The sequence below is a fragment of the Mycobacterium sp. 1465703.0 genome, from assembly GCF_001672975.1.
Lineage (GTDB): Bacteria > Actinomycetota > Actinomycetes > Mycobacteriales > Mycobacteriaceae > Mycobacterium.
Map to the genome: position 1 here is coordinate 1 of NZ_LZKU01000011.1, position 24,434 is coordinate 24,434.

Consider the following 24,434-nt stretch of genomic DNA (forward strand, 5'->3'; position numbering starts at 1 on the left):
GATCAGTCCGATCTCCGCCGCTTGCCCGGCGCCGAATTTCTCGCCGGTCAGGTAGTAGCGGGCGGCGGCCCGCGCAGACAGTTTCGGCAGCAGCGTCAGCGAGATGATCGCCGGGGCGACGCCGATCCGGGCCTCGGTCAGTGCGAAGGTACTGCGCGGACCGGCGACCGCGATGTCGCAGGCTCCCACCAGACCGAATCCACCCGCCCGGACATGCCCATCGATTGCGGCGATCACCGGCAGCGGCGAGGCGACGATGGCCCGCATCAAGGCGGCCATCTCGCGGGCCCGCGCGACCGCCAGATCGTAGGCATCGCCCTCGCCGGCCTCGCTGAGATCCGCACCGGCACAAAAGGTGCCGCCGGTGTGGCCCAGCACCACCGCCCGTACCGCCGGATCCGCCGAGGCGTCGCGCAGCCCCTGGTGCAATTGGTTGACCAGCGTGGTGGAAAGCGCGTTGCGATTGTGCGGCGAGTCGAGTGTCAGCCGCGCATACGGGCCGCCGGCGTCGGCGGGCCCGGCGTAGTCGACAACCGTGTCCATCAGTAGCTTCGGGGCAGGCCCAGCGATGTCTGCGCGACGAAGTTCAACACCATCTCGCGGCTGACTGGAGCGATGCGACCCAGCCGGGCCGATGTCAGCATGGCGGCCACTTCATATTCCTTGGTCAGACCGTTGCCGCCCATCGACTGCACCGCTTGATCCACCGACCGGGTTGCCGCCTCGGCCGCAGCGTATTTGGCCATGTTCGCCGCCTCGGCCGCGCCCATGTCGTTACCCGAGTCGTAGAGGGTGGCGGCCTTCTGCATCATGAGTTTGGCCAGCTCGACCTCGATGTGGCACTGCGCCAACGGATGTGACAATCCTTGGTGCGCACCGATCGGCGTCCCCCACACCTGGCGGGTCTTGACGTATTCGGCGGCCCGGTTGAGTGCGAACCGGCCCATCCCTACCGAGCTTGCCGCGCCCATGATGCGTTCGGGGTTGAGGCCGGCGAAAAGCTGTGCGATGGCGGCATCTTCGGCGCCGACCAGCGCGTCGCTGGGAAGCCGGACGTCGTCGAGGAAGACCTGGAACTGGCGTTCCGGGCTGATCAATTCCATTTCGATCGGGGTATAGCTGAAGCCCGGTGCATCGGTGGGCACCACGAACAGCGCGGGACGCAGCTTGCCGGTCTTGGCCTCCTCGGTGCGGGCCACCACCAGTACCGCCTGCGCCTGGTCGATGCCGGAGATGTAGACCTTCTGGCCCTTGAGGATCCAGTCGCTGCCGTCGCGACGGGCGGTCGTGGTGATCTTGTGCGAGTTGGAGCCGGCGTCCGGTTCGGTGATGGCGAACGCCATCGTCAGTGTGCCGTCGGCGATACCCGGGATCCAGCGTTTCTTCTGCTCCTCGGTGCCGAACTTGCTGATGATGGTGCCGTTGATGGCGGGCGAGACCACCATCAGCAGCAGCGCGCTACCGGCGGCCGCCATCTCCTCCATGACCAGCGACAGTTCGTACATTCCGGCACCGCCACCGCCGTACTCCTCGGGCAGGTTAACTCCCAGGAAGCCGAGTTTGCCTGCCTCCGACCATAATTCGTCGGTGTGTTCGTGGGCGCGGGCCTTGCGGAGGTAGTACTCGCTGCCATAGTTGGCCGCCCACGCCGCCACCGATTTGCGTAGGGCCTGACGCTCCTCGCTCTCGATGAAGCTGGTGTCGGTCATGCTGGATCTCCTTCTACTTCTGGCGCTTCCACTCTTGCCAGCACAGCGCCAACTTCGACTTGCTGACCGGTCTTGACGTTGAGTTCGGCAAGCACCCCGTCGACCGGGGCGGCGATGGTGTGTTCCATCTTCATTGCCTCGAGCCAGATCAGTGGCTGGCCGGCGGCGACTGTATCGCCGATCTCGGCGCCGAGTCGGATGACGCTGCCCGGCATCGGCGCCACCAGCGAGCCTTTTTCGACGGTCGAACCGGGCTCGGGAAAGCGTGGCAACGCGATCAAGTGCACCGGTCCGCGCGCGGAATCGACGTAGACGTCGGAATCAGGCGTGTCGTAGCGCCGTACCGAGAAGCTGTGGTCGACGCCGTCAGTCCGCAGCACGACCTCATTCGCCGTGGCCGACACCAGCTGTACGTCCTGGTCGTCCGGGAGCACCAAACCTATTCTGCTGAACCGGTATTGAATCCGGTGCTCGCCATCTTCGTCGTCGCGGTAGGCCTTGACCTGGAAACCCGACGACAAGTTGCGCCAGCCGCTGGGGATGGTTCCCAGCACCGGGGCGGCGGCGCGGTTGTGCGCGGCGTCGGCGAGTGCGGCCGCGATGGCGGACAGACGGACCACCGTGGTGTCGCCCAGGGGCGCCGCCAGCCGCGCCAGGTCATGGGTGTCGAAAAACGCTGTGTCGGTGGCGCCGTCCAGGAAAGCCGGGTGGCGCAGCACGTTCGCCAGCAGATCGCGGTTGGTGCGCACGCCGTGGACGCGGGCGCGGGCCAGCGCATCGGCGAGGACCAGCGATGCCTGACGGCGCGTCGGGGCGTAGCAGATGACCTTGGCCAGCATCGGGTCGTAGTGGATGGAGACCGTGAACCCATCGACGACGCCCGAATCCAGCCGGATTCCGGTCCGTTGCCCCAGCGAGCCGAACGCCGCCCGAACCGACGGGACCTCGAAGGCGCGCACCACGCCGGCCTGTGGCTGCCAGCCGCGGGCGGGATCTTCGGCGTAAAGCCGGGCCTCGATCGAATGTCCTTGAGCAACAGGGGGTTGCGCGTCAAGACGGTCGCCGTCGGCGACGGCGAGCTGCAGTTCGACCAGATCGAGTCCGGTGGTCTCCTCGGTGACCGGGTGTTCGACCTGCAGCCGGGTGTTCATCTCCAGGAAGTAGAACTCGCCGTCGTCGTCGGCCAGGAACTCCACCGTCCCGGCCCCGGTGTAGCCGATGGCTTCGGCGGCCAACCGGGCCGCATCGAACAGCTTCTCGCGCATGCCCGGTGTCCGCTCCACCAACGGCGACGGAGCCTCTTCGATGATCTTCTGGTGGCGGCGCTGAATCGAGCATTCGCGTTCGCCGACCGCCCACACCGTGCCGTGGGTATCCGCCATGACCTGAACCTCGATGTGATGTCCGGTGGGTAGATACCGCTCGCAGAACACGGTCGGGTCGCCAAAGGCGGACTGCGCTTCGCGGCGTGCCGCCGCGACTTCGTCGGTGACAGCGGATAATTCGCGGACGACTCGCATCCCGCGGCCACCGCCGCCGGCGGAGGCCTTGACCAACACCGGTAGCTGCGCCTCGGTCACGGTGTCGGGGTCGAGCTCGTCGAGTACCGGCACCCCGGCGGCGGCCATCAGCTTCTTGGACTCGATCTTGGAGCCCATCGCGCGCACCGCATCCACCGGCGGCCCGATCCACGTCAGGCCGGCGTCTTGCACGGCGGCCGCGAAGTCGGCGTTCTCCGAAAGGAATCCGTAGCCCGGGTGTATCGCATCGGCACCCGCGGCGCGGGCGGCGGCGATGATGGCCTCGGGGTTGAGGTAGTCGTTGGTCTTGCCCAGCCGCACCCGGGCGTCGGCCTCGGCGACGTGCGGCGCGCCGGCATCCGGATCGGTATAGACGGCGACGGTGCCCAGGCCGAGCCGGCGGCAGGTGGCGAACACCCGCCGGGCGATCTCACCGCGGTTGGCAACCAGTACTCGAGTAACCACGGGGCTCACATCCGGAAGACGCCGAAGTTCGACGTCCCCTTGATCGGGCCATTGGCGATGGCGGACAGACACATTCCCAGAACGGTCCGGGTATCTCGGGGGTCGATCACCCCGTCGTCGTAAAGCATGCCGGACAACACCAGCGGCAGCGACTCGGCTTCGATCTGGCCCTCGACCGCGGCCCGCATCGCCGCGTCGGCTTCCTCGTCGACCTGCTGGCCGCGTGCCTCGGCGGCCGCGCGGGCCACGATCGACAGCACCCCGGACAGCTGGGCCCCGCCCATCACCGCCGACTTGGAAGTCGGCCAGGCGAACAGGAATCGCGGATCGTAGGCGCGACCGCACATTCCGTAGTGGCCCGCGCCGTAGGAGGCACCGATCAGCAGCGAGATATGCGGCACCGTGGAATTGGACACCGCGTTGATCATCATCGCACCGTGCTTGATCATCCCGCCCTCTTCGTAGTCCTTGCCCACCATGTAGCCGGTGGTGTTGTGCAGGAACAACAGCGGCGTGTTCGATCGGTTGGCCAACTGGATGAACTGGGTGGCTTTCTGGGACTCTTCGCTGAACAACACCCCGCGCGCGTTGGCCAGGATGCCGATCGGATAGCCGTGTAACTGAGCCCAGCCCGTCACCAGCGAGGATCCGTACAGCGGCTTGAATTCGTCGAAGTCGGAGCCGTCGACGATGCGGGCGATCACCTCTCGGGGATCGAACGGGATACGCAGATCCGCGGGCACGATGCCGATGAGTTCCTCGGTGTCGAACAGCGGCTCGGTGACCGGTTTGGGTTTCGGTCCCTGCTTGATCCAGTTCAACCGGGCCACCACGCGGCGGCCGATCCGGATTGCATCGAGCTCGTCGACGGCGAAGTAGTCGGCCAAACCCGATACCCGGGCGTGCATTTCGGCGCCGCCGAGCGATTCGTCGTCGGACTCCTCGCCGGTGGCCATCTTCACCAGCGGGGGACCGGCGAGGAAGACCTTGGAACGTTCCTTGATCATCACCACGTGGTCGGACATGCCCGGGACGTAGGCGCCGCCCGCGGTGGAGTTGCCGAATACCAAGGCGATGGTGGGGATCCCGGCGGCCGAGAGCCGGGTCAGGTCGCGAAACATCCGCCCGCCGGGGATGAAGATCTCCTTTTGGGTGGGCAGGTCGGCACCGCCGGATTCCACCAGGGATATCACCGGAAGCCGGTTTTCAAAGGCGATCTGGTTGGCCCGCAGGATTTTTTTCAGGGTCCACGGGTTGCTGGTGCCGCCTTTGACCGTCGGGTCGTTGGCGACGATCATGCATTCGACGCCTTCGACCACGCCGATACCGGTGACCGTGCTGGCGCCGACCTTGAAGGCGCTGCCCCAGGCCGCCAGTGGGCTCAGCTCCAGGAACGGCGAATCCTGGTCGACCAGCAATTCGATGCGTTCGCGTGCCGTCAACTTGCCACGGTCATGATGACGCTCAACGTATTTGGCGCCGCCGCCGGCCAACGCGTTGGCCAGTTCGGTGTCGATCTCGTCGAGTTTGGCGATGGCCGCCGATGCCGCGTCGGCGTAGGCACCGGCCTCACGATCGAGTGTGGATTGCAGCACGGTCATGACGACCGCCGACGTTGTGGAGCCCAGCGATATGGAGCAAGTGGAGGCGGTGTACTCATGATTGGAATCCCAGCAGTTTGGCGGACAGTGCGGTCAGGATCTCGGTGGTGCCGCCGCCGATGCCCAGGATTCGCATGTCCCGGTATTGGCGTTCGACTTCGGATTCGGCCATGTAGCCCATGCCGCCGAACAGCTGAACGGCTTGATTGGCAACCCATTCGCCGGCCTCGACCGCGGTGTTCTTGGCGAAACACACCTGCGGGATCAGATTCGTCTCGCCGGCCAATTGCCGCTCGACCACGCTGCGCGAGTAGACCCGGGCAACGTCGATGCGGCGGGCCATCTCGGCCAACGTGTTCTGCACCGACTGCCGTGATATCAACGGGCGCCCGAATGTCTCGCGGTCGCGGCACCATTGCACCGTCAGGTCCAGACACCGCTGTGCGCTCGAATACGCTTGTGCGGCAAGGCCGATGCGCTCAGAGACGAAGGCCTGTGCGATCTGGGCGAATCCGCTGTTCTCGGCGCCGACCAGGTTGGCCACCGGGACGCGGACATCGGTGTAGGACAGCTCCGCGGTGTCCGAGGACCGCCAGCCCATCTTGTCCAGCTTGCGGGTCACCTCGAAACCGGGTGTGCCCTTCTCGACCACCAGCAGCGAAACCCCGCCCGCGCCAGGGCCTCCGGTGCGGACCGCGGTCACCACGTAGTCGGCGCGGACCCCGGAGGTGATGTAGGTCTTGGCGCCGTTGACGACATAGTGGTCACCGTCGAGCACCGCAGCGGTCCGCAGATGGCCGACGTCGGAACCGCCGCCGGGCTCGGTGATGGCCAGCGAACCGATCTTCTCGCCCGCCAGAGTCGGCCGGACAAACTCCTCGATCAGCCGTTCATCGCCCGATGCGATCATGTGCGGCACCGCGATTCCGCAGGTGAACAACGACGCGAACACGCCTCCCGGCGCTCCGGCGTGATGCATCTCCTCGCAGATGACCACCGCGTCGGCGCCGTCGCCGCCGCCACCGCCGACCGATTCGGGGAACCCCGCACCCAGCAGCCCGGCGGATCCGGCGCTGCGGTGCAGGTCGCGCGGCAAGTCTCCGGTGCGCTCCCACTCGTCGATGTTGGGCAGGATCTCGCGTTCTGCGAACGAGCGCACCGTCTTTCGCAGCTGCTCGCGCTCGGGTGTGGTCCAAAGATTCACAGCAGATCCTCCGGGATGTCGAGGTAGCGACCGCGGAGCCATTCGCCGAGCCCCTTGGCCTGCGGATCGAAGCGAGCCTGGTAAGCGACACCTTGGCCGAGGATGCCGTCGATGACGAAGTTGACCGCCCGCAGATTCGGCAGCAGGTGGCGGGTGATGGCGAAGTCCGCCGCCTCGGGTAGCAGCTCCTCGAGCAGCTCGACGGTCAGCGTGTGGGCCAGCCATCGCCATTGCGCGTCGGTGCGGACCCAGACCCCGACGTTGGCCGAGCCGCCCTTGTCGCCGCTGCGGGCCCCGGCGATGTGGCCCAGCGGCGCCCTGCGTACCGGGCCGGCCGGGAGCGGCTCGGGCAGCGGCGGGGGATCGACCGGCGCCAACTCCAAAGTCTCGGTGGCGCAAGGGATGAAGGTTCCGGTCCCGTCGGCATGTACGGCGACGTGCGGCACTTTCGTGGCGTCGACGTAGCCCGCGGTGAACACGCCGTAGACCTGGCCGTCGCCCGGCGGGGCGGTGACGTGGAATCCGGGATAGCTGGCCAGCGCCAATTCAACTGCCGCCGAAGAGAATTGACGTCCGACGTTGGCGGGGTCGGGATCGCGCACCACGCAGTGCAGCAGCGCGCTGGCGGCTTCTTCGGTGTCGGCGTCGGGGTGGTCGGTGCGGGCCAGCGACCACTGCAGTTCGGCGGGTTTGACGGTGAGCGCGGCGTCGAGCTGCCGGCGCACCAGTTCGGCCTTGGCCTCGATGTCCAGGCCGGTCAGCACGAAGGTCATCGAGTTGCGGAATCCGCCGATGCTGTTCAGCGACACCTTGTAGGTGGGCGGCGGGGCCTCGCCGCGCACGCCGCTTATGCGCACCCGGTCGGGCCCGTCGGGCGACAGCTCGACGCTGTCCATCCGGGCAGTGACGTCGGGGTTGGCGTACCGCGCGCCGCCGATCTCGTAAAGCAGTTGCGCGGTCACGGTGTCGACGCTGACCAGGCCGCCGGTGCCGGGGTGCTTGGTGATCACCGAGGATCCGTCGGCGTTGACTTCGGCTAGGGGGAAACCGGCGTGGCTGAGGTCGGCGATCTCGGTGAAGAACGAATAGTTGCCGCCGGTGGCCTGTACCCCGCATTCGATGACGTGGCCCGCGACGACGGCGCCGGCCAGCTGGTCGTAGTCGGTGCGGCCCCAACCGAAGTGCGCCGCCGCGGCACCGACGATCACCGAGGCGTCGGTGACCCGGCCGGTGACAACCACGTCGGCCCCGTCGGCCAGGCAATCGACGATTCCCCAGGCGCCCAGGTACGCGTTGGCGGTCAGCGGGCTGCCCAACCCGAATTCGGCGGCCCGCGCCAACAGGTCGTCGCCCTGCACGTGGGCGATCCGGGCGTCGATACCGAGGCGCTCGGCCAGCGCGCGTATCGCATCGGCCAGGCCGCTCGGGTTCAGGCCGCCGGCGTTGGCGACGATGCGCACCCCGCGGTCACGGGCCTCGCCCAGGCAATCCTCGAGCTGCGTCAGAAAGGTCTTGGCGTACCCACGCTCGGGGTGCTTCATCTTGTCCCGGCCCAGGATCAACATGGTGAGTTCGGCCAGGTAATCGCCGGTCAGGTAGTCGACCTCACCGCCGGTGAGCATCTCGCGCATGGCCGACAGCCGGTCGCCGTAAAACCCCGAGCAATTCGCGATCCGCACGGCGCCGGAATTGCCCGAAGCGCCAGCAGCACCGGAAGCAGAGGCCATGCCTGTCCTCCATTCAGGGATTCACCGGTTCGGACCAACCAACCAACCGGTAGGTTAGCGGGTGCCGTCGGTGTCACGTCAAGGATCCCACTTCGGACGGGGGCGGCTCGGGTCGCGCCTGGCGGGTTGGCGATCGGCGCGGGGCGGCCATTTTGGTGACAAGCGGACCAGCGACTATCCTGATATCGATCGTCGCCCGTTCGGCCCACCGGCCACGCCGCGCGACATGCCGAACTGCAAGTCCCACATCGAGGAGTTAGGGCCCGACCATGGCCGTACCCAAGCGCAGAATGTCGCGCGCGAACACCCGTAGCCGGCGCGCGCAGTGGAAGGCCGAGAAGACCGAACTCGTCGGTGTGACGGTCGCAGGTCAGCGGCACAAAGTGCCGCGCCGGCTGCTCAAGGCCGCCCGCCTCGGACTGATCGACCTGGACCGCCGCTAACCCACTTACCGGCGCGCCTCTCAGGTCAGTCTCAGACGGCGGGACGAGACTAGGGATCGTGCGAATACTGGTCGTCGACGACGATCGCGCGGTGCGCGAGTCGCTGCGTCGGTCCTTGTCCTTCAACGGTTACACCGTCGAGCTGGCCCATGACGGGGTCGAAGCCCTCGAAGCGATCGCCAGCGATCGTCCCGACGCGCTCGTCCTGGATGTGATGATGCCGCGCCTGGACGGGCTGGAGGTGTGCCGTCAGCTGCGCAGCACCGGTGACGACCTGCCGATCCTGGTGCTCACCGCGCGCGACTCGGTTTCTGAGCGGGTCGCCGGGTTGGACGCCGGCGCCGACGACTATCTGCCCAAGCCGTTCGCCCTGGAAGAACTGCTGGCCCGGATGCGCGCACTGCTGCGCCGCACCAAGCCGGAGGATGACGCCGAATCGGTGGCGATGAAGTTCTCCGACTTGACGCTGGACCCGGTGACCCGCGAGGTCACCCGCGGGCAGCGACGCATCAGCCTGACCCGCACCGAGTTCGCGTTGCTGGAAATGCTGATCGCCAATCCGCGTCGGGTGCTCACCCGCAGCCGTATCCTCGAGGAGGTCTGGGGATTCGACTTTCCCACCTCGGGCAACGCGCTGGAGGTCTACGTGGGTTATCTGCGGCGCAAAACCGAAGCCGATGGTGAGTCACGCCTGATCCACACCGTGCGCGGGGTGGGGTATGTCCTTCGGGAGACACCACCGTGACGCGGCGGGGCGATCGATGATCCGGTTCCACCGGCCCCAACGCCCACCGCTGCGGCCGCCGTTGCGCGCAGCGCCCTCCTTGTCGCTGCGGTGGCGGGTGATGCTGCTGGCGATGTCGATGGTCGCCATGGTCGTGGTGCTGATGGCCTTCGCCGTCTATGCCGTGATTTCGGCCGCGCTGTACAGCGACATCGACAACCAGCTGCAGAGCCGGGCGCAGCTGCTGATCGCCAGCGGCTCGCTGGCCGCCGACCCGGGCAAAGCCATCGAGGGCACCGCATATTCCGACGTCAACGCGATGCTGGTGAACCCGGGCCACGCGATCTACACCGCCCAGCAGCCGGGGCAGACCTTGCCGATGGGTCCGCCGGAGAAAGCGGTCATCCACGGTGATTTGTTCATGTCGCGACGTACCGCAGGCGAGCAACGAATCCTTGCCGTGCACCTGCAGAACGGCACCTCGTTGCTGATCTCCAAGAGCCTCAAGCCGACCGACGCGGTGATGAACAAACTGCGCTGGGTGCTGCTGCTCGTCGGCGGTATTGGTATGGCGGTCGCCGCGGTAGCGGGTGGCATGGTCACCAGGGCCGGGCTGCGCCCGGTCGGGCGGCTGACCGAAGCGGCCGAGCGGGTGGCGCGCACCGATGACCTGAGACCTATTCCGGTGTTCGGCAGTGACGAATTGGCCAGGCTCACTGAGTCGTTCAACCTGATGCTGCGGGCACTGGCCGAATCTCGGGAGCGGCAGGCGCGCCTGGTCACCGACGCCGGGCACGAACTGCGCACCCCGCTGACGTCGCTGCGGACCAACGTCGAGTTGCTGATGGCTTCGATGGAACCGGGTGCCCCGCCGCTGCCCGAGCAGGAGATGGTTGGTCTGCGCGCAGATGTGGTCGCGCAGATCGAGGAATTGTCAACGCTGGTAGGCGATTTGGTGGACCTCACTCGTGACGACGCCGGCCAGGTGGTGCACGAGCCTGTTGACATGTCCGATGTCGTCGAGCGCAGCCTGGAGCGAGTCAGGCGGCGGCGCAACGACATTCACTTCGACGTCGACGTCACGCCCTGGCAGATGTACGGGGACGCCGCCGGGCTGTCCCGCGCGGTCCTGAATCTGTTGGACAACGCCGCCAAGTGGAGCCCGCCCGGTGGCCACGTCGGTGTCACGATGCGCGAGCTCGACCCGTCGCACGCGGAGCTGGTGATCGCCGACCACGGCCCCGGCATCCCACCGCAGGAGCGCCCGCTGGTGTTCGAGCGGTTCTACCGCTCGACGACGGCACGGGCCATGCCAGGCTCTGGGCTCGGGCTGGCGATCGTGAAAAAGGTGGTGCTGAATCACGGGGGACTGCTGCGCGTCGAGGACACCGTTCCCGGCGGCCAGCCGCCGGGTACCTCCTTCTATGTGCTGCTGCCCGGCCGGCCCCTGCCCGCCCCGAGGTACTCCACGGCTGCCGGCGAGCCGGAAACCGACCAGGTAGACGCCACAACCGAGCCCACCCAAGCGGTGGCCGACGAGCAGGAGAACTCTCGGGAATCAGCGAACGTTATCTCAGTGGACTCTCAGTCCGCGCGGGCAAGGTAGGTCTGCGGCTACTGTTGAACTCAGCCGTCGACTTGCCGAAACACTGAGATAGAGGAAGAGCGACATAGCGACATGACGAATGACCCGAGGTATTCGCCACCGCCGCAGCAGCCGGGATACCCTCCCGCGCCGAATCAGCCTGCGCCCGTCCCGAGCCATGCGGGCTCACCGGGCTACGCCCAGGGACAGCAGCAGCCGTACAACCAGCAGTTCGACTGGCGTTACCGGTCGCAATCCTCACCGTCGCCGACGACGCAGTTCCGTCCGCCCTACGAGCCGTTCGGCACCACCGGGCCGGGCCGGATCCCCGGGGGAACCGGGGTAGGCCCGATACCGGGAGGGCCCGGCACGGGCCCCGTTCCCGGAATGATACCCGGAATGCCGCCCCCGCCGGAGCCCCAAAAGCGTTCTCGCACAGGGTTATTGGTTGTCGGTGCATTGGCCGTCGCGGTGGTGTCGGCCGGTATCGGTGGTGCCGCGGCGACGGCGGTCGAGCTGGGCACGCACACGACCGCGAACGGCGGCGGACGGGTCATCGGTGCGGCGCCGAGCGTCCCGGCCGCCAACATGCCACCCGGCAGCGTCGAAGGCGTCGCCTCCAAGGTGGTGCCCAGCGTCGTGATGCTGGAGACCAACGTCGGGCGACAGTCCGAAGAGGGCTCCGGCATCATCCTGTCCACCGACGGGCTCATCCTGACCAACAACCACGTGATCGCCGCCGCGGCGGGCGCGCCCAAGGCTGCCGGGGGGCCCCCTCCTGGCGGTCCGCCCGGAATTCCGCTGCCCCCTCCCGGCGGTCCGGGCGGCGGTGGCGCCGGCGCGGGAACGCCGAAGACGACGGTGACTTTCTCCGACGGTCGCACCGCACCGTTCACAGTGGTCGGCGCGGATCCCACCAGCGATATCGCGGTGATTCGAGTACAGGGCATTTCCGGGCTCACGCCCATCTCCCTGGGCTCGTCGTCCGACCTTCGGGTCGGCCAACCGGTCGTTGCGATCGGGTCGCCGTTGGGTCTGTCCGGCACCGTGACCACCGGCATCGTCAGCGCGCTGAACCGGCCGGTGTCCACCACCGGTGAGTCGGGCAACCAGAACACCGTGCTGGACGCGATCCAGACCGACGCCGCGATCAACCCCGGTAACTCCGGTGGCGCGTTGGTCAACATGAACGGCCAGCTGGTGGGCGTCAACTCGGCGATCGCCACCCTGGGCGCCGACTCGCCGGATGCCCAGAGCGGCTCGATCGGTCTGGGCTTCGCGATTCCGGTCGACCAGGCCAAGCGCATCGCCGATGAGCTGATTGCGACCGGCAAGGCGTCCCACGCCTCGCTCGGGGTGCAGGTGACCAACGACAAAGGCACCCCCGGTGCCAAGGTCGTCGACGTCGTCGCGGGCGGTGCGGCCGCGACCGCCGGCGTACCGAAGAACGTGGTCGTCACCAAGGTCGACGACCGGCCGATCAACAGTGCCGATGCGTTGGTCGCGGCCGTGCGGTCCAAAGCGCCCGGCGACAAGATCTCACTGACGTTCCAGGACGCCGCTGGTGGCGGCAACCGGACCGTGCCGGTCACGCTCGGGAAGGCGGATCAGTAGTGAGAGTGGACGAACCCTCGGCGACGGGGTTGTCTGAGCTCGGATATACGGTTGCACCCATGGAAACGGGTGCGGAATTGGTAGTTGGCCGGGCTTTGGTTGTGGTGGTCGACGATCGCACCGCACACGGCGACGAGGACCACAGCGGTCCGCTGGTCACCGAGCTGCTGACCGAGGCGGGATTCGTCGTCGACGGTGTGGTCGCGGTCGCCGCTGACGAGATCGAGATCCGCAACGCGCTCAACACCGCGGTGATCGGCGGGGTGGATCTGGTTGTCTCGGTCGGCGGTACGGGCGTCACCCCACGCGACGTCACCCCGGAGGCCACCCGCGAGATCCTGGATCGCGAAATCCTCGGCATCGCAGAGGCCATCCGCGGCTCGGGGCTGTCGGCGGGGATCATCGATGCCGGTTTGTCGCGGGGTCTGGCCGGAGTGTCCGGTAGCACGCTGGTGGTCAACCTGGCCGGCTCCCGCTACGCGGTGCGCGACGGGATGGCGACGCTCAATCCGCTGGCCGCCCAGATCATCGGGCAGTTATCGAGCCTGGAGATTTAACCTCGCGGTCCCCATCGCCAGGCGAAGGAATTCCCCTGCTTGCCCCGCTCCGGAGTCACCCAGGCGCCGTTTCCGGACCGGGAGCCACACCTAGTTAGGTCGAGGACGATTCGGCCTCGGCCCGGGGTCCGTATTCCGGTGGCGGCTTGGTGGTCACATTTCCGTGCCTGCCCGGCGACTCGCCATTGGTGGTTTGCGCGAGCAGGTCGCGGATCTCCTTGAGCAGGACGACCTGCGCGTCATCTGCCGGCTCGACCTGATTGCGTTTGCGCAACGTGGTGTATGGCAGCACGACCAGGAAGTAGACCACTGCGGCGATGATGACGAAGTTGATGGCGGCCGACAAAACATTGTTCAGATCGATGGTCTGACCGCCACCGATACTGATACGCAGGATGCCGAGATCGGACTTCTGGTTGACGCCGATGCGGTTGATCAACGGTTTGATGATGTTGTCGGTGAATTGGGTGACCAGCGCGGTGAACGCGGTACCGATGACCACCGCGGTAGACAGGTCGATGATGTTGCCCCGGGAGAGAAACTCCTTGAACCCTTTGAGCATTGGCGATGGCCTTTCTGGGACTGGACAGAGTTAGCCGTCGGCTGGGAGGCCAACGACGGCCAGGCACTCAGTGCAGGGTGAGCGTCACGTTCTGCCCCAGCGTCGACCCTGCCACCGTGTTCGCCACACGAGCCGGCAACGCCACCAACACTACGCGGTCGTTATCGGCGGCCTGAAGCTTTTCCTTGGCCGACACCAACACCACCACGGCGTCGGTGGCCACCACCTTGGGAGCGGTGTGGGAGAGGTCCGGCGAACCGGTGGCCGGCGCCGCCAGTACGTCGACCACGTCACCGACCCGGACGAGGTCGATCAGGGCGGGGTCCGCCAAATGCAGCGGCACGATGCGTGCGCCCGGTCCGGCCGTCGACTCTGCCAGCCGGCTGTCCAGCAGCCGGACATCGGTGAGCACCTCGCCGCGCCTGGCGGGGCCGGCCAGCGTGGAACCCACCACGGCCCCCAGCTCAACCCGTGCCCCTTCGGGAACCGTTGCGGCCAAACGCTTTTCGATCCGCACATCGGTAGCGGTCAGCGCGGCGCCGGGCCGCAGGTCATGGCCGGCCACCACCACCTGCGCGTACTCACCAGCGGAATTGGAACGAAGCGTCGCGATCCCGGCCAGTACGACCAGCCCGCCGGCGGCGACGCGGCGGGCCAGTACGGTACGAGTCCAGTCCGGGCGCAACCACAGCGACAGCCGGCTCAATAGGCTTGCATCAAGCGACGATTCGCGCACGCCGCAACGTTAAGCGCGGCCGGGTGCGCGCGCCGACGATCGGCACTGCCGGTGTGGATAACCCTCAGTTGGTCGCCGCGGCGGTGGACGTCGCGGAGCTGCTGCTCGACTTGTCGCTGGAGCTGGAGCTTGACTTCTCGCTCGAACCGGACTTTTCGCTGGAATCACTCGATCCGGAGTCGCTCGACGAGGAGCCGTTGGTCGAACTCGACGACTTCTTGCCGGACTCGCGGCTGTCGGTGCGGTAGAAGCCGCTGCCCTTGAACACCACGCCGACGGAGTTGAAGCGCTTACGCAACCGCCCGGAGCAGCGCTTGCACGTAGTCAGCGCGTCATCGGTGAAGGCCTGCACGATGTCGAAGCGATCGTCGCACTCGGTGCACTGATAGCTGTAAGTCGGCACGAAAACCTCCGGATGATTGCAAACTGGTTAGCACTCTAGCGTCTCAAGTGCTAGAACCGCCACGTGACATGTCTCATTCCCGATATGTCACCGCGGGGCGAGATCGATCAATCCCTGCCGGGGCGTGAGCGCGTGGGTCATGGGAACGTCGTGCGGATCGGCCGGCACTTCGTCGAGCACTTCCGCGTCGCGGACGACCGCGATCAGCCGCGCCCGGGGGTCACGGCCGCCCAGCGAGCGATCGTAGAAGCCCCGGCCCCGGCCCAGCCGCACGCCGCGGCGATCCACGGCCAGCGCGGGCACCAGCACCACGCCGGCTTGCGCCAGCGCCGACGGCGGCAGCCACGGTTGCGGCGGTTCGAGCAACCCCCACCGCCCGGTGGTCAGCGTGCCGGGCCGGTATTCGCCCCAGGACAGCGGCAGCGGCGTGTTGTCGGCGGTGGTGCGCGCAACCGGCAGCAGCACTCGTCCGGTGCGCCGTAGCAACATGTTGAGCATCTCGATCGACCCGGGCTCGGTGCCCACCGGCACGTAGGCGCACACCGTGCTGCCGCTGGTCACAATGCTTTCCAGAGCTTCCAGCTGCTCGCACACCTGCTGCGCCTCGGTGGCGCGAACGTCGTCGGCAACGTGGCGCCGGGCGGCAAGCAGCTGCTCACGCAACGCGGCTTTGCTGGTGGTCGCCATTTGTTAACCATGACAGCCAGGTCTTTCCCCGCGCCACATCGACTCGGCAAAGCGGGTGCGGGTTATCGTGTGAACGATGTCATGCCCAAACGTGGCGGTGCCACGCACTGCGGTCGTGCCCGCCGCCGGTCTTGGTACCCGCTTCTTGCCGGCGACCAAAACGGTCCCCAAGGAGCTATTGCCGGTGGTCGATACCCCCGGCATAGAGCTGGTTGCGGCCGAGGCGGCCGAGGCCGGTGCCGAGCGCCTGGTGATCATCACCTCGGAGGGCAAGGACGGCGTCGTCGCGCATTTTGTCGAAGACCTGGTGCTGGAAAGCACTTTGGAGGAGCGCGGCAAGACCGCGATGCTCGACAAGGTCCGGCGCGCTCCGCAGCTGATCAAGGTCGAGTCCGTCGTGCAGAGCGAGCCGCTGGGGCTGGGCCACGCGATCGGGTGCGTGGAGCCGCGGCTGGCCGACGACGAGGACGCCGTCGCGGTGCTGCTCCCCGACGACTTGGTGCTGCCCACCGGCGTGCTGGGGACGATGTCGAAAGTGCGGGCGCACTACGGCGGCACGGTGTTGTGCGCCATCGAGGTGACGCCCGAAGACGTCAGCGCCTACGGCGTTTTCGACGTCGAGCCGATCGCCGACGACGACAATCCGGACGTGCTCAGGGTCAACGGCATGGTCGAGAAGCCGAAGGCCGAGGAGGCGCCGTCGCTGTTCGCCGCGGCCGGCCGCTACGTGCTCGACCGCGCCATCTTCGACGCGTTGCGGCGCATCGAGCGGGGGGCCGGCGGCGAAGTACAGCTCACCGACGGGATCGCGTTGCTGATCGCCGAGGGCCACCCGGTGCATGTGGTCGTGCATCGCGGATCTCGACACGACTTGGGAAATCCTGGCGGCTACCTCAAGGCTGCGGTTGACTTTGCATTGGATCGTGACGACTACGGCCCGGATTTGCGGCAATGGTTGGTGGCGCGATTAGGCCTGGCCGAGCAGTAGCCGGGCGGTACCCCGGCTGGCGGACGACGGCGGGCCGGCGGAACGCGTAGCGGTCCCGGGCGGGGATGCCCCGTCTGCGCAGTGAGCGAGCCGCCCTACGTGCGGCTCGACGGCAGAGAGGCGCGCTGTGCGTTCGGTGGAAGAGCAGCAGGCCCGGATCACGGCGGCCGCGGTGGCCCCGCGGCCGATACGTGTGGCGATCGCCGAGGCGCAGGGATTGATGTGTGCCGAGGAAGTGGTGACCGAGCGCCCGATGCCCGGCTTCGATCAGGCCGCGATCGACGGCTATGCGGTACGCAGCGTTGACGTCCTCGGTGTCGGCGAGGTGGGCAGCGACAGCCTGCCGGAGCCGTTCGACGACTCGGGCGAGGGCGACAGGCGCGACGGCCTGGTGCTGCCGGTGATGGGCACCGTCGAAGCCGGTTCGCGCACGCCCAGCCGATTGCAGCCCCGTCAGGCCGTCCGCGTGCAGACCGGAGCCCCACTGCCCACGCTGGCCGACGCGGTCTTGCCGTTGCGGTGGACCGACGGCGGGACGCAGCGGGTGCGGATTTTGCGGGGCGCCCCGTCGGGCGCCTACGTGCGCCGCGCCGGCGACGACGTGCAGCCCGGTGACGTTGCGGTGCGCTCCGGCACGGTGATCGGTGCGGCTCAGGTCGGGCTGCTGGCCGCGGTCGGCCGGGAACGGGTGCTGGTCCACCCGCGCCCTCGAGTGACGATCATGGCGCTGGGCGGCGAACTGGTCGATATCTCGCGCACCCCCGGCAACGGGCAGGTTTACGACGTCAACTCCTATGCATTGGCGGCCGCGGCCCGAGATGCGGGTGCGGAGGTCAACCGCATCGGGATCGTCAGTGGTGGACCCCGGGAGCTCCGCGAGATCGTCGAGGGCCAGATCAACCGGGCCGAGGTCATCGTCATCGCCGGTGCCGTCGGGGGCGCGGCGGCCGAGGCGGTGCGGCAGGTGCTGGCCGAACTCGGGGAGATAGAGGTGGTCCGGGTTGCCATGCATCCGGGATCCATCCAGGGCTTCGGGCAGCTGGGCCGGGAGGGCGTGCCGACGTTCCTGTTGCCGGCCAATCCGGTGAGCGCGCTGGTGGTGTTCGAGGTGATGGTCCGCCCACTGATTCGGTTGTCGCTGGGTAAGCGTCAGCCGATGCGCCGCGTCGTGCAGGCGCGCACCCTGTCGCCCATCACGTCGGTGGCCGGGCGGAAAGGCTTTCTACGTGGCCAACTGATGCGCGATCAGGAGAGCGGGGAGTATCTGGTGCAGGCGCTCGGCGGCGCGCCGGGCGCGTCGTCGCACTTGCTGGCGACCCTGGCCGAAGCGAACTGTCTGGTCGTGGTGCCCAGCGGTGCCGAGCAGATCCGCACCGGCGAGATCGTCGACGTCGCCTTCCTGGCTCAACGCGGCTGAGCGAAACGACTGCACCCACGGTGAACCTTTTGCGCTCCACTTCCCGCCATCCAGGTTGGCCCATGAGCGTTGGGCCGCTGCGTGTTCCGGCCGGCGTCGTCCGGTTGCGGGCGGTGCGGTTACGCGATGGCGCACAGTGGAGCCGGATCCGGCTGACCGATCGTGCGCATCTGGAACCGTGGGAGCCCAGCTCCGAGGGCGACTGGACGGCCCGCCATGCGGTGGCCGCGTGGCCGGCGCTGTGTTCCGGCCTGCGCGCCGAGGCACGACAGGGACGGATGCTGCCCTACGTCATCGAACTCGACGGACGGTTTTGCGGACAGCTGACCATCGGCAACGTCACCCACGGCGCGCTGCGGTCGGCGTGGATCGGCTATTGGGTGCCGCGGTCGGCCACCGGCGGCGGGGTGGCCACCGCCGCGTTGGCGCTGGGGCTGGATCACTGCTTCGGCCCGGTCATGCTGCATCGGGTCGAGGCCACCGTGCGCCCGGAAAACGCCGCGAGCCGCGCGGTGCTGGCAAAGGTGGGGTTCCGCCAGGAGGGGCTGCTGCAGCGCTACCTGGAGGTGGACAAGGCGTGGCGCGACCACCTGCTGATGGCCATCACCGTCGAAGAGGTCAGCGGGTCGGTGGCATCGACGCTGGTCCGCGCGGGTAACGCCAGCTGGGCGTAGCCACTCGGTCGCCGGCTTGATCACCCGCTAGCCCGAAGCGACGGGCGGGACCCAATCTGTTGTCAATTTGGGACTAGCGCGACACGAGTGACTTGTGGTGCTTGTGAGAGGCAAATTACAGGTGTGTAATTGTCCTGGTCTTTCCGACCCGGCCGCGTTGGCCACCAGAGGGCTTCGCGGGGGACGAGAACGAAGAGAGCAGGTCAACATGCCAAGCATCCCGCAGTCATTGTTGTGGATATCGCTCGTGGTGCTCTGGCTGTTCGTCTTGGTGCCAATGCTGGTCAGCAAACGCGACGCGGTGCGGCGCACCAGCGACGTGGCCTTGGCGACCCGAGTGCTCAACGGCGCGGCCAACTCCCGGCTGATCAAGCGCAGCGGTCCGGCCGCCGGGCATCGCAGCGACCCCAACTGGACGCCACCGGAAGACTCGGCCGAGACCGACCTCGATGAGGAACGCGCCGAGAACGAAGACCGCGACCACGAAGCCGATGACGATGCGGACACCGACGAGCTGAGCCGACGGCGCCCGGTGGTGATGAGAATGGCCGTCGCCGAGCCCTCCGAACCCGACTACCTCGACGTCGATGTCGTCGAGGACTCGCACGTACTTCCGGCGGGGGCCAGCGATGTTGCGGCCGAGCCGGAGACGGCCGACGTCGAGCCCGTCGAAGAAGGCGAGGGCGACACCGAAGCCGTCGCCAAAGGGGCCGACGAGGATCAAGACAGCTACGAGTACGTCGAGGACTCGTCGGGTGTGGAGCCCGCGGCTGACGAGGCCGACGAGGAGGCGCCGGCGCCGGTGCCGCGCAACGCCTCGCGGCGGCGCCGGTTCGACAACAAGACCGCCGCCGCGGTCAGCGCCCGCAAGTACGCCTTCCGCAAGAAGGTGTTGACGTTGATGGCGGTCGTGTTGATCGGCTCGGCGACCGCGGCGTTCAAAATCTCGCCGAGCGCCTGGTGGGTGTGCGGCACCGCGACCGCGATCACGCTGCTGTACTTGGGGTATCTGCGGCGCCAGACACGCATCGAGGAGAAGGTGCGCCGCCGCCGGATGAAGCGGATGGCGCGGGCGCGACTCGGCGTGGAAAACGCCTACGACCGCGACTACGACGTGGTGCCGTCGCGGCTGCGGCGCCCGGGCGCGGTGGTGTTGGAGATCGACGACGAGGACCCGGTCTTCGAGCACCTGGATTACGCGATGGCAATGCGGACCTTCGGTTGGCCCAGAGACTTGCCGCGCGCCGTCGGCGAATAGTGCTCGCGGTTCGGCGGATGGTGCCGCGGCTGGTAGCCTGCTAGCGGTCAGGGGCTATGGCGCAGTTGGTAGCGCGACTCGTTCGCATCGAGTAGGTCAGGGGTTCGATTCCCCTTAGCTCCACAACGATTGAGCAGGTCAAATGCTATTTTCGAAGTTACGTCCGGAACCACCTTCGAAAACCTGCCCGCCGCAGAGCGTTTCAAGACGCTGCTGGAGGATCACGGGCCCGATGTCGATGACGCCGACCGGGTCTATCACCGAGCAATGGCCGCCGGCGCGACAAGCATCGAGCCACCACTCGACACTCCATATGGCGACCGGCGAGCCATGGTGCGCGACCCGCACGGCAACGTCTTTCAAATCGCCCATCGCCAAGTCGACTGATAGTCCCCGCGGACGCCGCCTGTGCTGACCACGCTGTCGTGGCGCGTCATCATTTGTTGACACTCCCAGAACGAGAAGTGATCCGCGATTGCAAGGTTCCGGCTTCTCAGGAGTAGGGCCTCACTGTCTGGCCGACGTGCGCGATTGCGCGATTCGATGGTTCACGCCATCGAGAACAGCTCTTGCATCACGATCACGCTGGCGACGCGTTGCAGACCGCCTTCGACCGCGATGCGTTGATCGTCGGGGACTTCGAGTAGCTGATCGAGTGCCGTCGAGACTTTCTTCATGTCGTAGATCGGCTGGTCCTTGGCGGCTTGCGACGCGAACGTATCCCGGTAGAACGCGAGCATCGGGTCATTCGGGCTCCGTGTAGGTGGCGTCGTGAAGGGATGCTTCTGGCGGTCATAGACCTCGGGGATCAACACATCCTTCGCCGCTTCGCGCAGAACATGCTTTTCCCGAATTCCTTTCACCTTCATGCCCACCGGCATACGCGCCGCGGCTTCGGCGACATGATGGTCCAGGAACGGTACGCGCCCTTCGATGGAGTGCGCCATCTCCATGCGATCGGCCAGATAGTTCAGGATGAAATTCGGCAATACCGTCTTGGCATTGACGTAGAGCATCTGATTTAGGCGGTCGCGGCCAGTGACTCGTTGCGCTAGCGGCAACCGGTCCAGCGCGGCCACCAGCGGCTGAAACTCTTGAACGGACGCCGGGAGGTCATCGCGGAACAACGGCGCCACGCTATTGATCTGTGCTGCACCCACATTGAGCGTCGCCGGAAGCCAGCCAAGCCTGCGCTCCACCGCCTGCATCTCGGGACTGCTGAGTTGCTCGGGCATCATCAACGCACGAGTCGCCGTATTGGCGCCGAGCATCTCATCGAGCAGCGCCGACTTCTCGGCATCACTCAACGTCGCGTCGTCATTGAGCGCATCGACCCGGAAGAACGGATAGCCACCCAGCATTTCGTCGGCGCCTTCGCCGGTGAACACCACCTTGATGCCCGCGGCTCGCACGGCACGGCTGAGCAAATACTTGGCGACGCCGTGGCCGTTGAACATCTGTGTTTCGGAATGCCAGATCGCATCCGCGAACGAGTCGGCGATCTCGCGCCCGGTGATCGGAATCGGATGATACGTCGCGCCAACATGTTTGGCCTGAGCCTCGGCGACGCTGGCTTCATCGTAGAGCGGGTTTTCGAAGGTGAGGGTGAACGCGCGGATCGGCCGATCCATCTCCTGTTGCGCGAGTCCGAGGACGGCGCACGAGTCGATGCCACCACTGAGATACGACGCGACCTCGACATCAGCGACCAGTCGCTCCCGCACGGCATCGCACAGAGCCTCGCGGAATTCGTCGACGACCTCGGCGTCGCTTCGTGTGTCTGCCTGCATCTGCTCCGCGGTCGGAATCTCCCAATCCCAATAGCGGTAGATGCGCACCTCGCCATCGCGGGCGATCGCATAGCAGCCCGGCGGCACAGTGCTGATGCCTGCGAACTCGGTCTGCTCGTGAGATCTACCCATGCCTCCGATGGCGCCCTCGAGGTCCCACGCGGCCGGCACGCCCAGCGCCAGCAGTGCTTTGATCTCTGACGCGAAGAACACCTCGCCGTTGACCACCGCGTAGTAGAGGGGCTTTACCCCGAAGCGATCGCGGATCGCGAACATTGCTCGTTGGCGTTCGTCGGCGATGACCAGCGCGAACTCACCGCGCAACTGCGCCGTGGCCTGCATGCCGCGTTCGTGATAGAGGTGCAGCGCAATTTCGCTGTCGCTCTCGGTGGAGAAGTGGTAGCCCTTCGCCCGCAGACGCTTGCGGATCTCGCGGTAGCCGTAGAACTCGCCGTTCACCACGATGTGTACGGCGCCGTCCGGGCTGGTCAGGGGTTGACTGCCGTTCCTTAAACCGATGATCGACAACCGCGTGTGTCCGAGCGTCCATTGCCCATCACGCGACGTCCAGATGCCGGTGCCGTCTGGCCCCCGATGCTCCAAGAGTTTGAGCGCAGTATCGCAGCGGTCACTGGACATGCCCTGACGTGTCATCGCGGCGAAAATTCCGCACATCGTTGCGCCCTCCGGCGTCGTCGTCGCGCGCCGACCCCGAGCATCGGCACGAAGAACGCCGCCCACCCGGCAGCGCTGCCCGTCGACACTAACTCCAGCCCTTGCTGACCATTCCCCGTCGGTCGAGTGATCTCGGCGCAGGTCGAAGTTTGAGTGCCGGTCGTCAGAGCCTCTCGGGGTAGGTGGCAGGAAAACGTCCATCCTCCACGCCATAGCGGGCCGACAGATCGCCTTCCCGCACTGTTACGTCACGCAGCGCGCCGCCGCATATCGCCTGTATACGCAAGCCTTTGGCATGCTTCTCGCAGGCCGTGTTGGGTGGGCAGGGAGCAGCGGTAATCGACGAACTCGTGGATGCTCTCAAGTTCAGCCCTGCGCTTACCGGGCCAGGCGCTTGCTTGAACGGCACGATCGCTGACGAGGCGGTGGAGGCCGGCGCGTAACGAGCAAATTTTCACAATTCCGATTGTTAGTAGCGCGCAGAAGTGCCTACTATGCCACTGACGGGTCGGGACACGTCACAAAACTTGAGCGTTGAAGTTTGGGAGCCATGTTGTTCGCTACAAGTTTCGTTGGCGCCGCCATCTCATGACTGTCGCATCACTGAGCCAGAATCTTCGCGAGTTCGCCCTGGAATTGCGCCGGTTGGCGTACACCATGCCTGGCGGGTATGAGGACCCGCTTATCCGCCTAAGTGAGCGGATGTTCCGTTACGCCAGCGAACAGGCTGCTGACAACCAGCGATAGTCCGAGTGACTGCAGTGTGCGCACAGCGCATGATCAAGGTGTTCGTCCAAGAACTCGGCGTCGCGCCGGCCTGACGTTATGCGGCGTTCGGGGTAACCCCAGGCCAGCGCGGGTACTGATCCTCTGAACCCCAGACCGAGAGGATCCCATGCACCGCGACCGCGATTACACCGACGAGTTGCTGCAAGAACTGTTGTTGACCTTTGGCCCGTGCGGTCAGGAGGATGCGGTACGCGCCGTCATCGCCCGTGAACTGGAACCCGTCGTCGACGACATGTGGACCGACGACGCCGGCAACCTGATCGGGTATATCGCCGCCACGCCGTCTGCAGGCGATACCGGAGCACCCAACCACCGCCACCGCACCGAGGCCATCCCCGGTACCGCAACCCGCGTCATGGCGCACATGGACGAACTGTCCATGATCGTCAAGCGTGTAGAACCCGATGGCACACTGCATTTGAGCCAGCTGGGCACCATGTACCCGGGAAACTTCGGACTGGGCCCGGTCGCGGTCCTCGGCGACAACGAAACCCTCACGGCGGTGCTGGCTCTCGGCTCCGAGCACACCACCCAGGAAAGCCAGCGGATCTGGGAGACCAAGCCGGATCAGGGCGACCGGGCGCTGGACTGGGATCACGTCTACGTTTTCACCGGCCGCAGCACCGACGAGCTGTCCGCCGCGGGCGTGCACGCAGGCACCCGGGTTTGCATGGACCGCAGCAAGAGATCGGTGGTCGAGATCGGTGACTACGTCGGCGCCTACTTCCTCGACGACCGTGCCGCGGTGACCGCCCTGCTGCACGCCGCGCGCCAACTGCGCGAGCGCCAGCAACGCCCCGCCGACGACGTCTACCTGGTGTTCACCACCAACGAGGAAATCGGTGGCGTCGGCGGCACCTACGCCAGCGCCACCCTGCCCGGTGACCTCACCCTCGCGCTGGAAGTCGGCCCCACCGAACACGAGTACAACACCACCGTCACCGGTGGGCCGATCATCGGCTACAGCGACGCGCTATGCGTTTACGACAAGAGCGTCGCCGACCGGCTGCTGAAGATCGCCACCGACCGAGAGCTGTCACCCCAGGCGGCCGCATTGGGAGCCTTCGAATCCGACGCGTCGCACGCCAAGGCCAGCGGGTTGACCGCGCGCGCCGGCCTGCTGTGCCTGCCCACGCTGAGCACCCACGGCTACGAGGTCATGGCGCGGCACGCGATCGACGACATGGCCGCCATCGTGGTCGATTTTGTGCTGGAGCCGAGTCAGAAAATCGCGTAAGGCTTGGGCTCGACGGCGTCCGAACGCACCGCCCAATTCAGGCGGTGGCCCCGCTCATCCTTGCCGGAG

22 protein-coding genes, 1 tRNA gene and 1 pseudogene are annotated in these 24,434 nt (G+C 66.8%); 13 read left to right on the forward strand and 11 right to left on the reverse strand.

The window, feature by feature from the left end; all coding sequences use genetic code 11:
* From A5625_RS00720 to A5625_RS00745, 6 genes are all read right to left on the reverse strand, one after another.
* Positions 1–543, reverse strand: a 543-nt coding sequence (locus A5625_RS00720) for an enoyl-CoA hydratase family protein (RefSeq protein WP_066988473.1), incomplete at its 3' end; no start/stop codon positions are given.
* Positions 543–1,709: an acyl-CoA dehydrogenase family protein gene (locus A5625_RS00725; RefSeq protein WP_066988474.1), complete on the reverse strand. Its 1,167-nt coding sequence runs from the start codon at positions 1,707–1,709 to the stop codon at positions 543–545. The genes A5625_RS00725 and A5625_RS00720, both read right to left, overlap by 1 nt.
* Entirely contained in the window at positions 1,706–3,694 is a 1,989-nt protein-coding gene (locus A5625_RS00730; protein ID WP_066988508.1) for a biotin carboxylase N-terminal domain-containing protein, read from the reverse strand. Before A5625_RS00730 ends, A5625_RS00725 begins: the two co-directional genes overlap by 4 nt.
* Before the next feature lie 5 nt (positions 3,695–3,699).
* Positions 3,700–5,289: an acyl-CoA carboxylase subunit beta gene (locus A5625_RS00735; RefSeq protein ID WP_156747793.1), complete on the reverse strand. Its 1,590-nt coding sequence runs from the start codon at positions 5,287–5,289 to the stop codon at positions 3,700–3,702.
* 61 nt (positions 5,290–5,350) lie between these two features.
* The gene (locus A5625_RS00740) at positions 5,351–6,499 is read right to left on the reverse strand and encodes an acyl-CoA dehydrogenase family protein (RefSeq protein ID WP_066988476.1); all 1,149 of its coding nucleotides are present in this window, start codon (positions 6,497–6,499) and stop codon (positions 5,351–5,353) included.
* Entirely contained in the window at positions 6,496–8,178 is a 1,683-nt protein-coding gene (locus A5625_RS00745; protein WP_156747795.1) for an acyclic terpene utilization AtuA family protein, read from the reverse strand. The genes A5625_RS00740 and A5625_RS00745 overlap by 4 nt, the downstream gene beginning before the upstream one ends.
* Positions 8,179–8,495: 317 nt before the next feature.
* On the opposite strand from A5625_RS00745, the gene rpmF reads away from it, so the two are divergent.
* The 5 genes from rpmF (at position 8,496) to A5625_RS00770 (ending at position 13,149) form a co-directional block, all read left to right on the forward strand.
* Positions 8,496–8,669 (forward strand): 50S ribosomal protein L32, encoded by a 174-nt coding sequence (gene rpmF / locus A5625_RS00750; protein WP_003872812.1) that lies wholly within the window; start codon positions 8,496–8,498, stop codon positions 8,667–8,669.
* Between the two features lie 58 nt (positions 8,670–8,727).
* The gene (gene mprA, locus A5625_RS00755; RefSeq protein WP_066988478.1) at positions 8,728–9,414 is read left to right on the forward strand and encodes a two-component system response regulator MprA; all 687 of its coding nucleotides are present in this window, start codon (positions 8,728–8,730) and stop codon (positions 9,412–9,414) included.
* A 16-nt stretch (positions 9,415–9,430) separates the two neighbouring features.
* Positions 9,431–10,999: a HAMP domain-containing sensor histidine kinase gene (locus A5625_RS00760; RefSeq protein ID WP_066988479.1), complete on the forward strand. Its 1,569-nt coding sequence runs from the start codon at positions 9,431–9,433 to the stop codon at positions 10,997–10,999.
* Between the two features lie 72 nt (positions 11,000–11,071).
* On the forward strand, positions 11,072–12,592 hold the full coding sequence (locus A5625_RS00765; RefSeq protein ID WP_066988480.1) for a S1C family serine protease: 1,521 nt from the start codon (positions 11,072–11,074) through the stop codon (positions 12,590–12,592).
* Positions 12,593–12,651: 59 nt separating this feature from the next.
* A complete protein-coding gene (locus A5625_RS00770) occupies positions 12,652–13,149 on the forward strand; it encodes a molybdenum cofactor biosynthesis protein B (protein ID WP_044487196.1) in 498 nt (165 codons plus the stop codon).
* 94 nt (positions 13,150–13,243) lie between these two features.
* On the opposite strand, the gene mscL is transcribed toward A5625_RS00770, so the two are convergent.
* The 4 genes from mscL to A5625_RS00790 all read right to left on the reverse strand — a co-directional run bounded on the left by mscL (position 13,244) and on the right by A5625_RS00790 (position 15,537).
* Positions 13,244–13,711, reverse strand: a complete 468-nt coding sequence (mscL, locus tag A5625_RS00775) for a large-conductance mechanosensitive channel protein MscL (protein ID WP_066988481.1) — start codon at positions 13,709–13,711, stop codon at positions 13,244–13,246.
* A gap of 67 nt (positions 13,712–13,778) precedes the next feature.
* Positions 13,779–14,447: an SAF domain-containing protein gene (locus tag A5625_RS00780; protein ID WP_066988482.1), complete on the reverse strand. Its 669-nt coding sequence runs from the start codon at positions 14,445–14,447 to the stop codon at positions 13,779–13,781.
* Positions 14,448–14,511: 64 nt separating this feature from the next.
* The gene (locus A5625_RS27830; protein WP_082984176.1) at positions 14,512–14,850 is read right to left on the reverse strand and encodes an FmdB family zinc ribbon protein; all 339 of its coding nucleotides are present in this window, start codon (positions 14,848–14,850) and stop codon (positions 14,512–14,514) included.
* A gap of 87 nt (positions 14,851–14,937) precedes the next feature.
* Positions 14,938–15,537, reverse strand: coding sequence for a 5-formyltetrahydrofolate cyclo-ligase (locus tag A5625_RS00790; protein WP_066988484.1), 600 nt, complete (start codon positions 15,535–15,537; stop codon positions 14,938–14,940).
* Positions 15,538–15,613: 76 nt separating this feature from the next.
* Here A5625_RS00790 and A5625_RS00795 point away from each other — a divergent pair, with 76 nt between their 5' ends.
* The 6 genes from A5625_RS00795 to A5625_RS28835 all read left to right on the forward strand — a co-directional run bounded on the left by A5625_RS00795 (position 15,614) and on the right by A5625_RS28835 (position 20,261).
* On the forward strand, positions 15,614–16,525 hold the full coding sequence (locus A5625_RS00795; protein ID WP_066988485.1) for a UTP--glucose-1-phosphate uridylyltransferase: 912 nt from the start codon (positions 15,614–15,616) through the stop codon (positions 16,523–16,525).
* Between the two features lie 127 nt (positions 16,526–16,652).
* Positions 16,653–17,942, forward strand: coding sequence for a gephyrin-like molybdotransferase Glp (gene glp, locus A5625_RS00800; protein WP_066988486.1), 1,290 nt, complete (start codon positions 16,653–16,655; stop codon positions 17,940–17,942).
* 20 nt (positions 17,943–17,962) lie between these two features.
* A complete protein-coding gene (locus tag A5625_RS00805) occupies positions 17,963–18,616 on the forward strand; it encodes a GNAT family N-acetyltransferase (protein ID WP_197515900.1) in 654 nt (217 codons plus the stop codon).
* Positions 18,617–18,824: 208 nt separating this feature from the next.
* On the forward strand, positions 18,825–19,874 hold the full coding sequence (gene glpR / locus A5625_RS00810) for a gephyrin-like molybdotransferase receptor GlpR (protein ID WP_066988488.1): 1,050 nt from the start codon (positions 18,825–18,827) through the stop codon (positions 19,872–19,874).
* A 50-nt stretch (positions 19,875–19,924) separates the two neighbouring features.
* Positions 19,925–19,997 (forward strand) — tRNA-Ala (locus tag A5625_RS00815).
* Between the two features lie 144 nt (positions 19,998–20,141).
* Complete coding sequence (locus tag A5625_RS28835; protein WP_156747797.1) at positions 20,142–20,261, forward strand: hypothetical protein; 120 nt, start codon at positions 20,142–20,144, stop codon at positions 20,259–20,261.
* 161 nt (positions 20,262–20,422) lie between these two features.
* Here A5625_RS28835 and asnB read toward each other — a convergent pair whose 3' ends face one another.
* Positions 20,423–22,339: an asparagine synthase (glutamine-hydrolyzing) gene (gene asnB / locus A5625_RS00825; protein WP_066988490.1), complete on the reverse strand. Its 1,917-nt coding sequence runs from the start codon at positions 22,337–22,339 to the stop codon at positions 20,423–20,425.
* A gap of 296 nt (positions 22,340–22,635) precedes the next feature.
* On the opposite strand from asnB, the pseudogene A5625_RS29785 reads away from it, so the two are divergent.
* Positions 22,636–22,782, forward strand: a pseudogene (locus tag A5625_RS29785) (transcriptional regulator); the annotation flags it as partial.
* 452 nt (positions 22,783–23,234) lie between these two features.
* Positions 23,235–24,365 (forward strand): M42 family metallopeptidase, encoded by a 1,131-nt coding sequence (locus A5625_RS00830; RefSeq protein WP_066988491.1) that lies wholly within the window; start codon positions 23,235–23,237, stop codon positions 24,363–24,365.
* Positions 24,366–24,434: the final 69 nt, after the last annotated feature.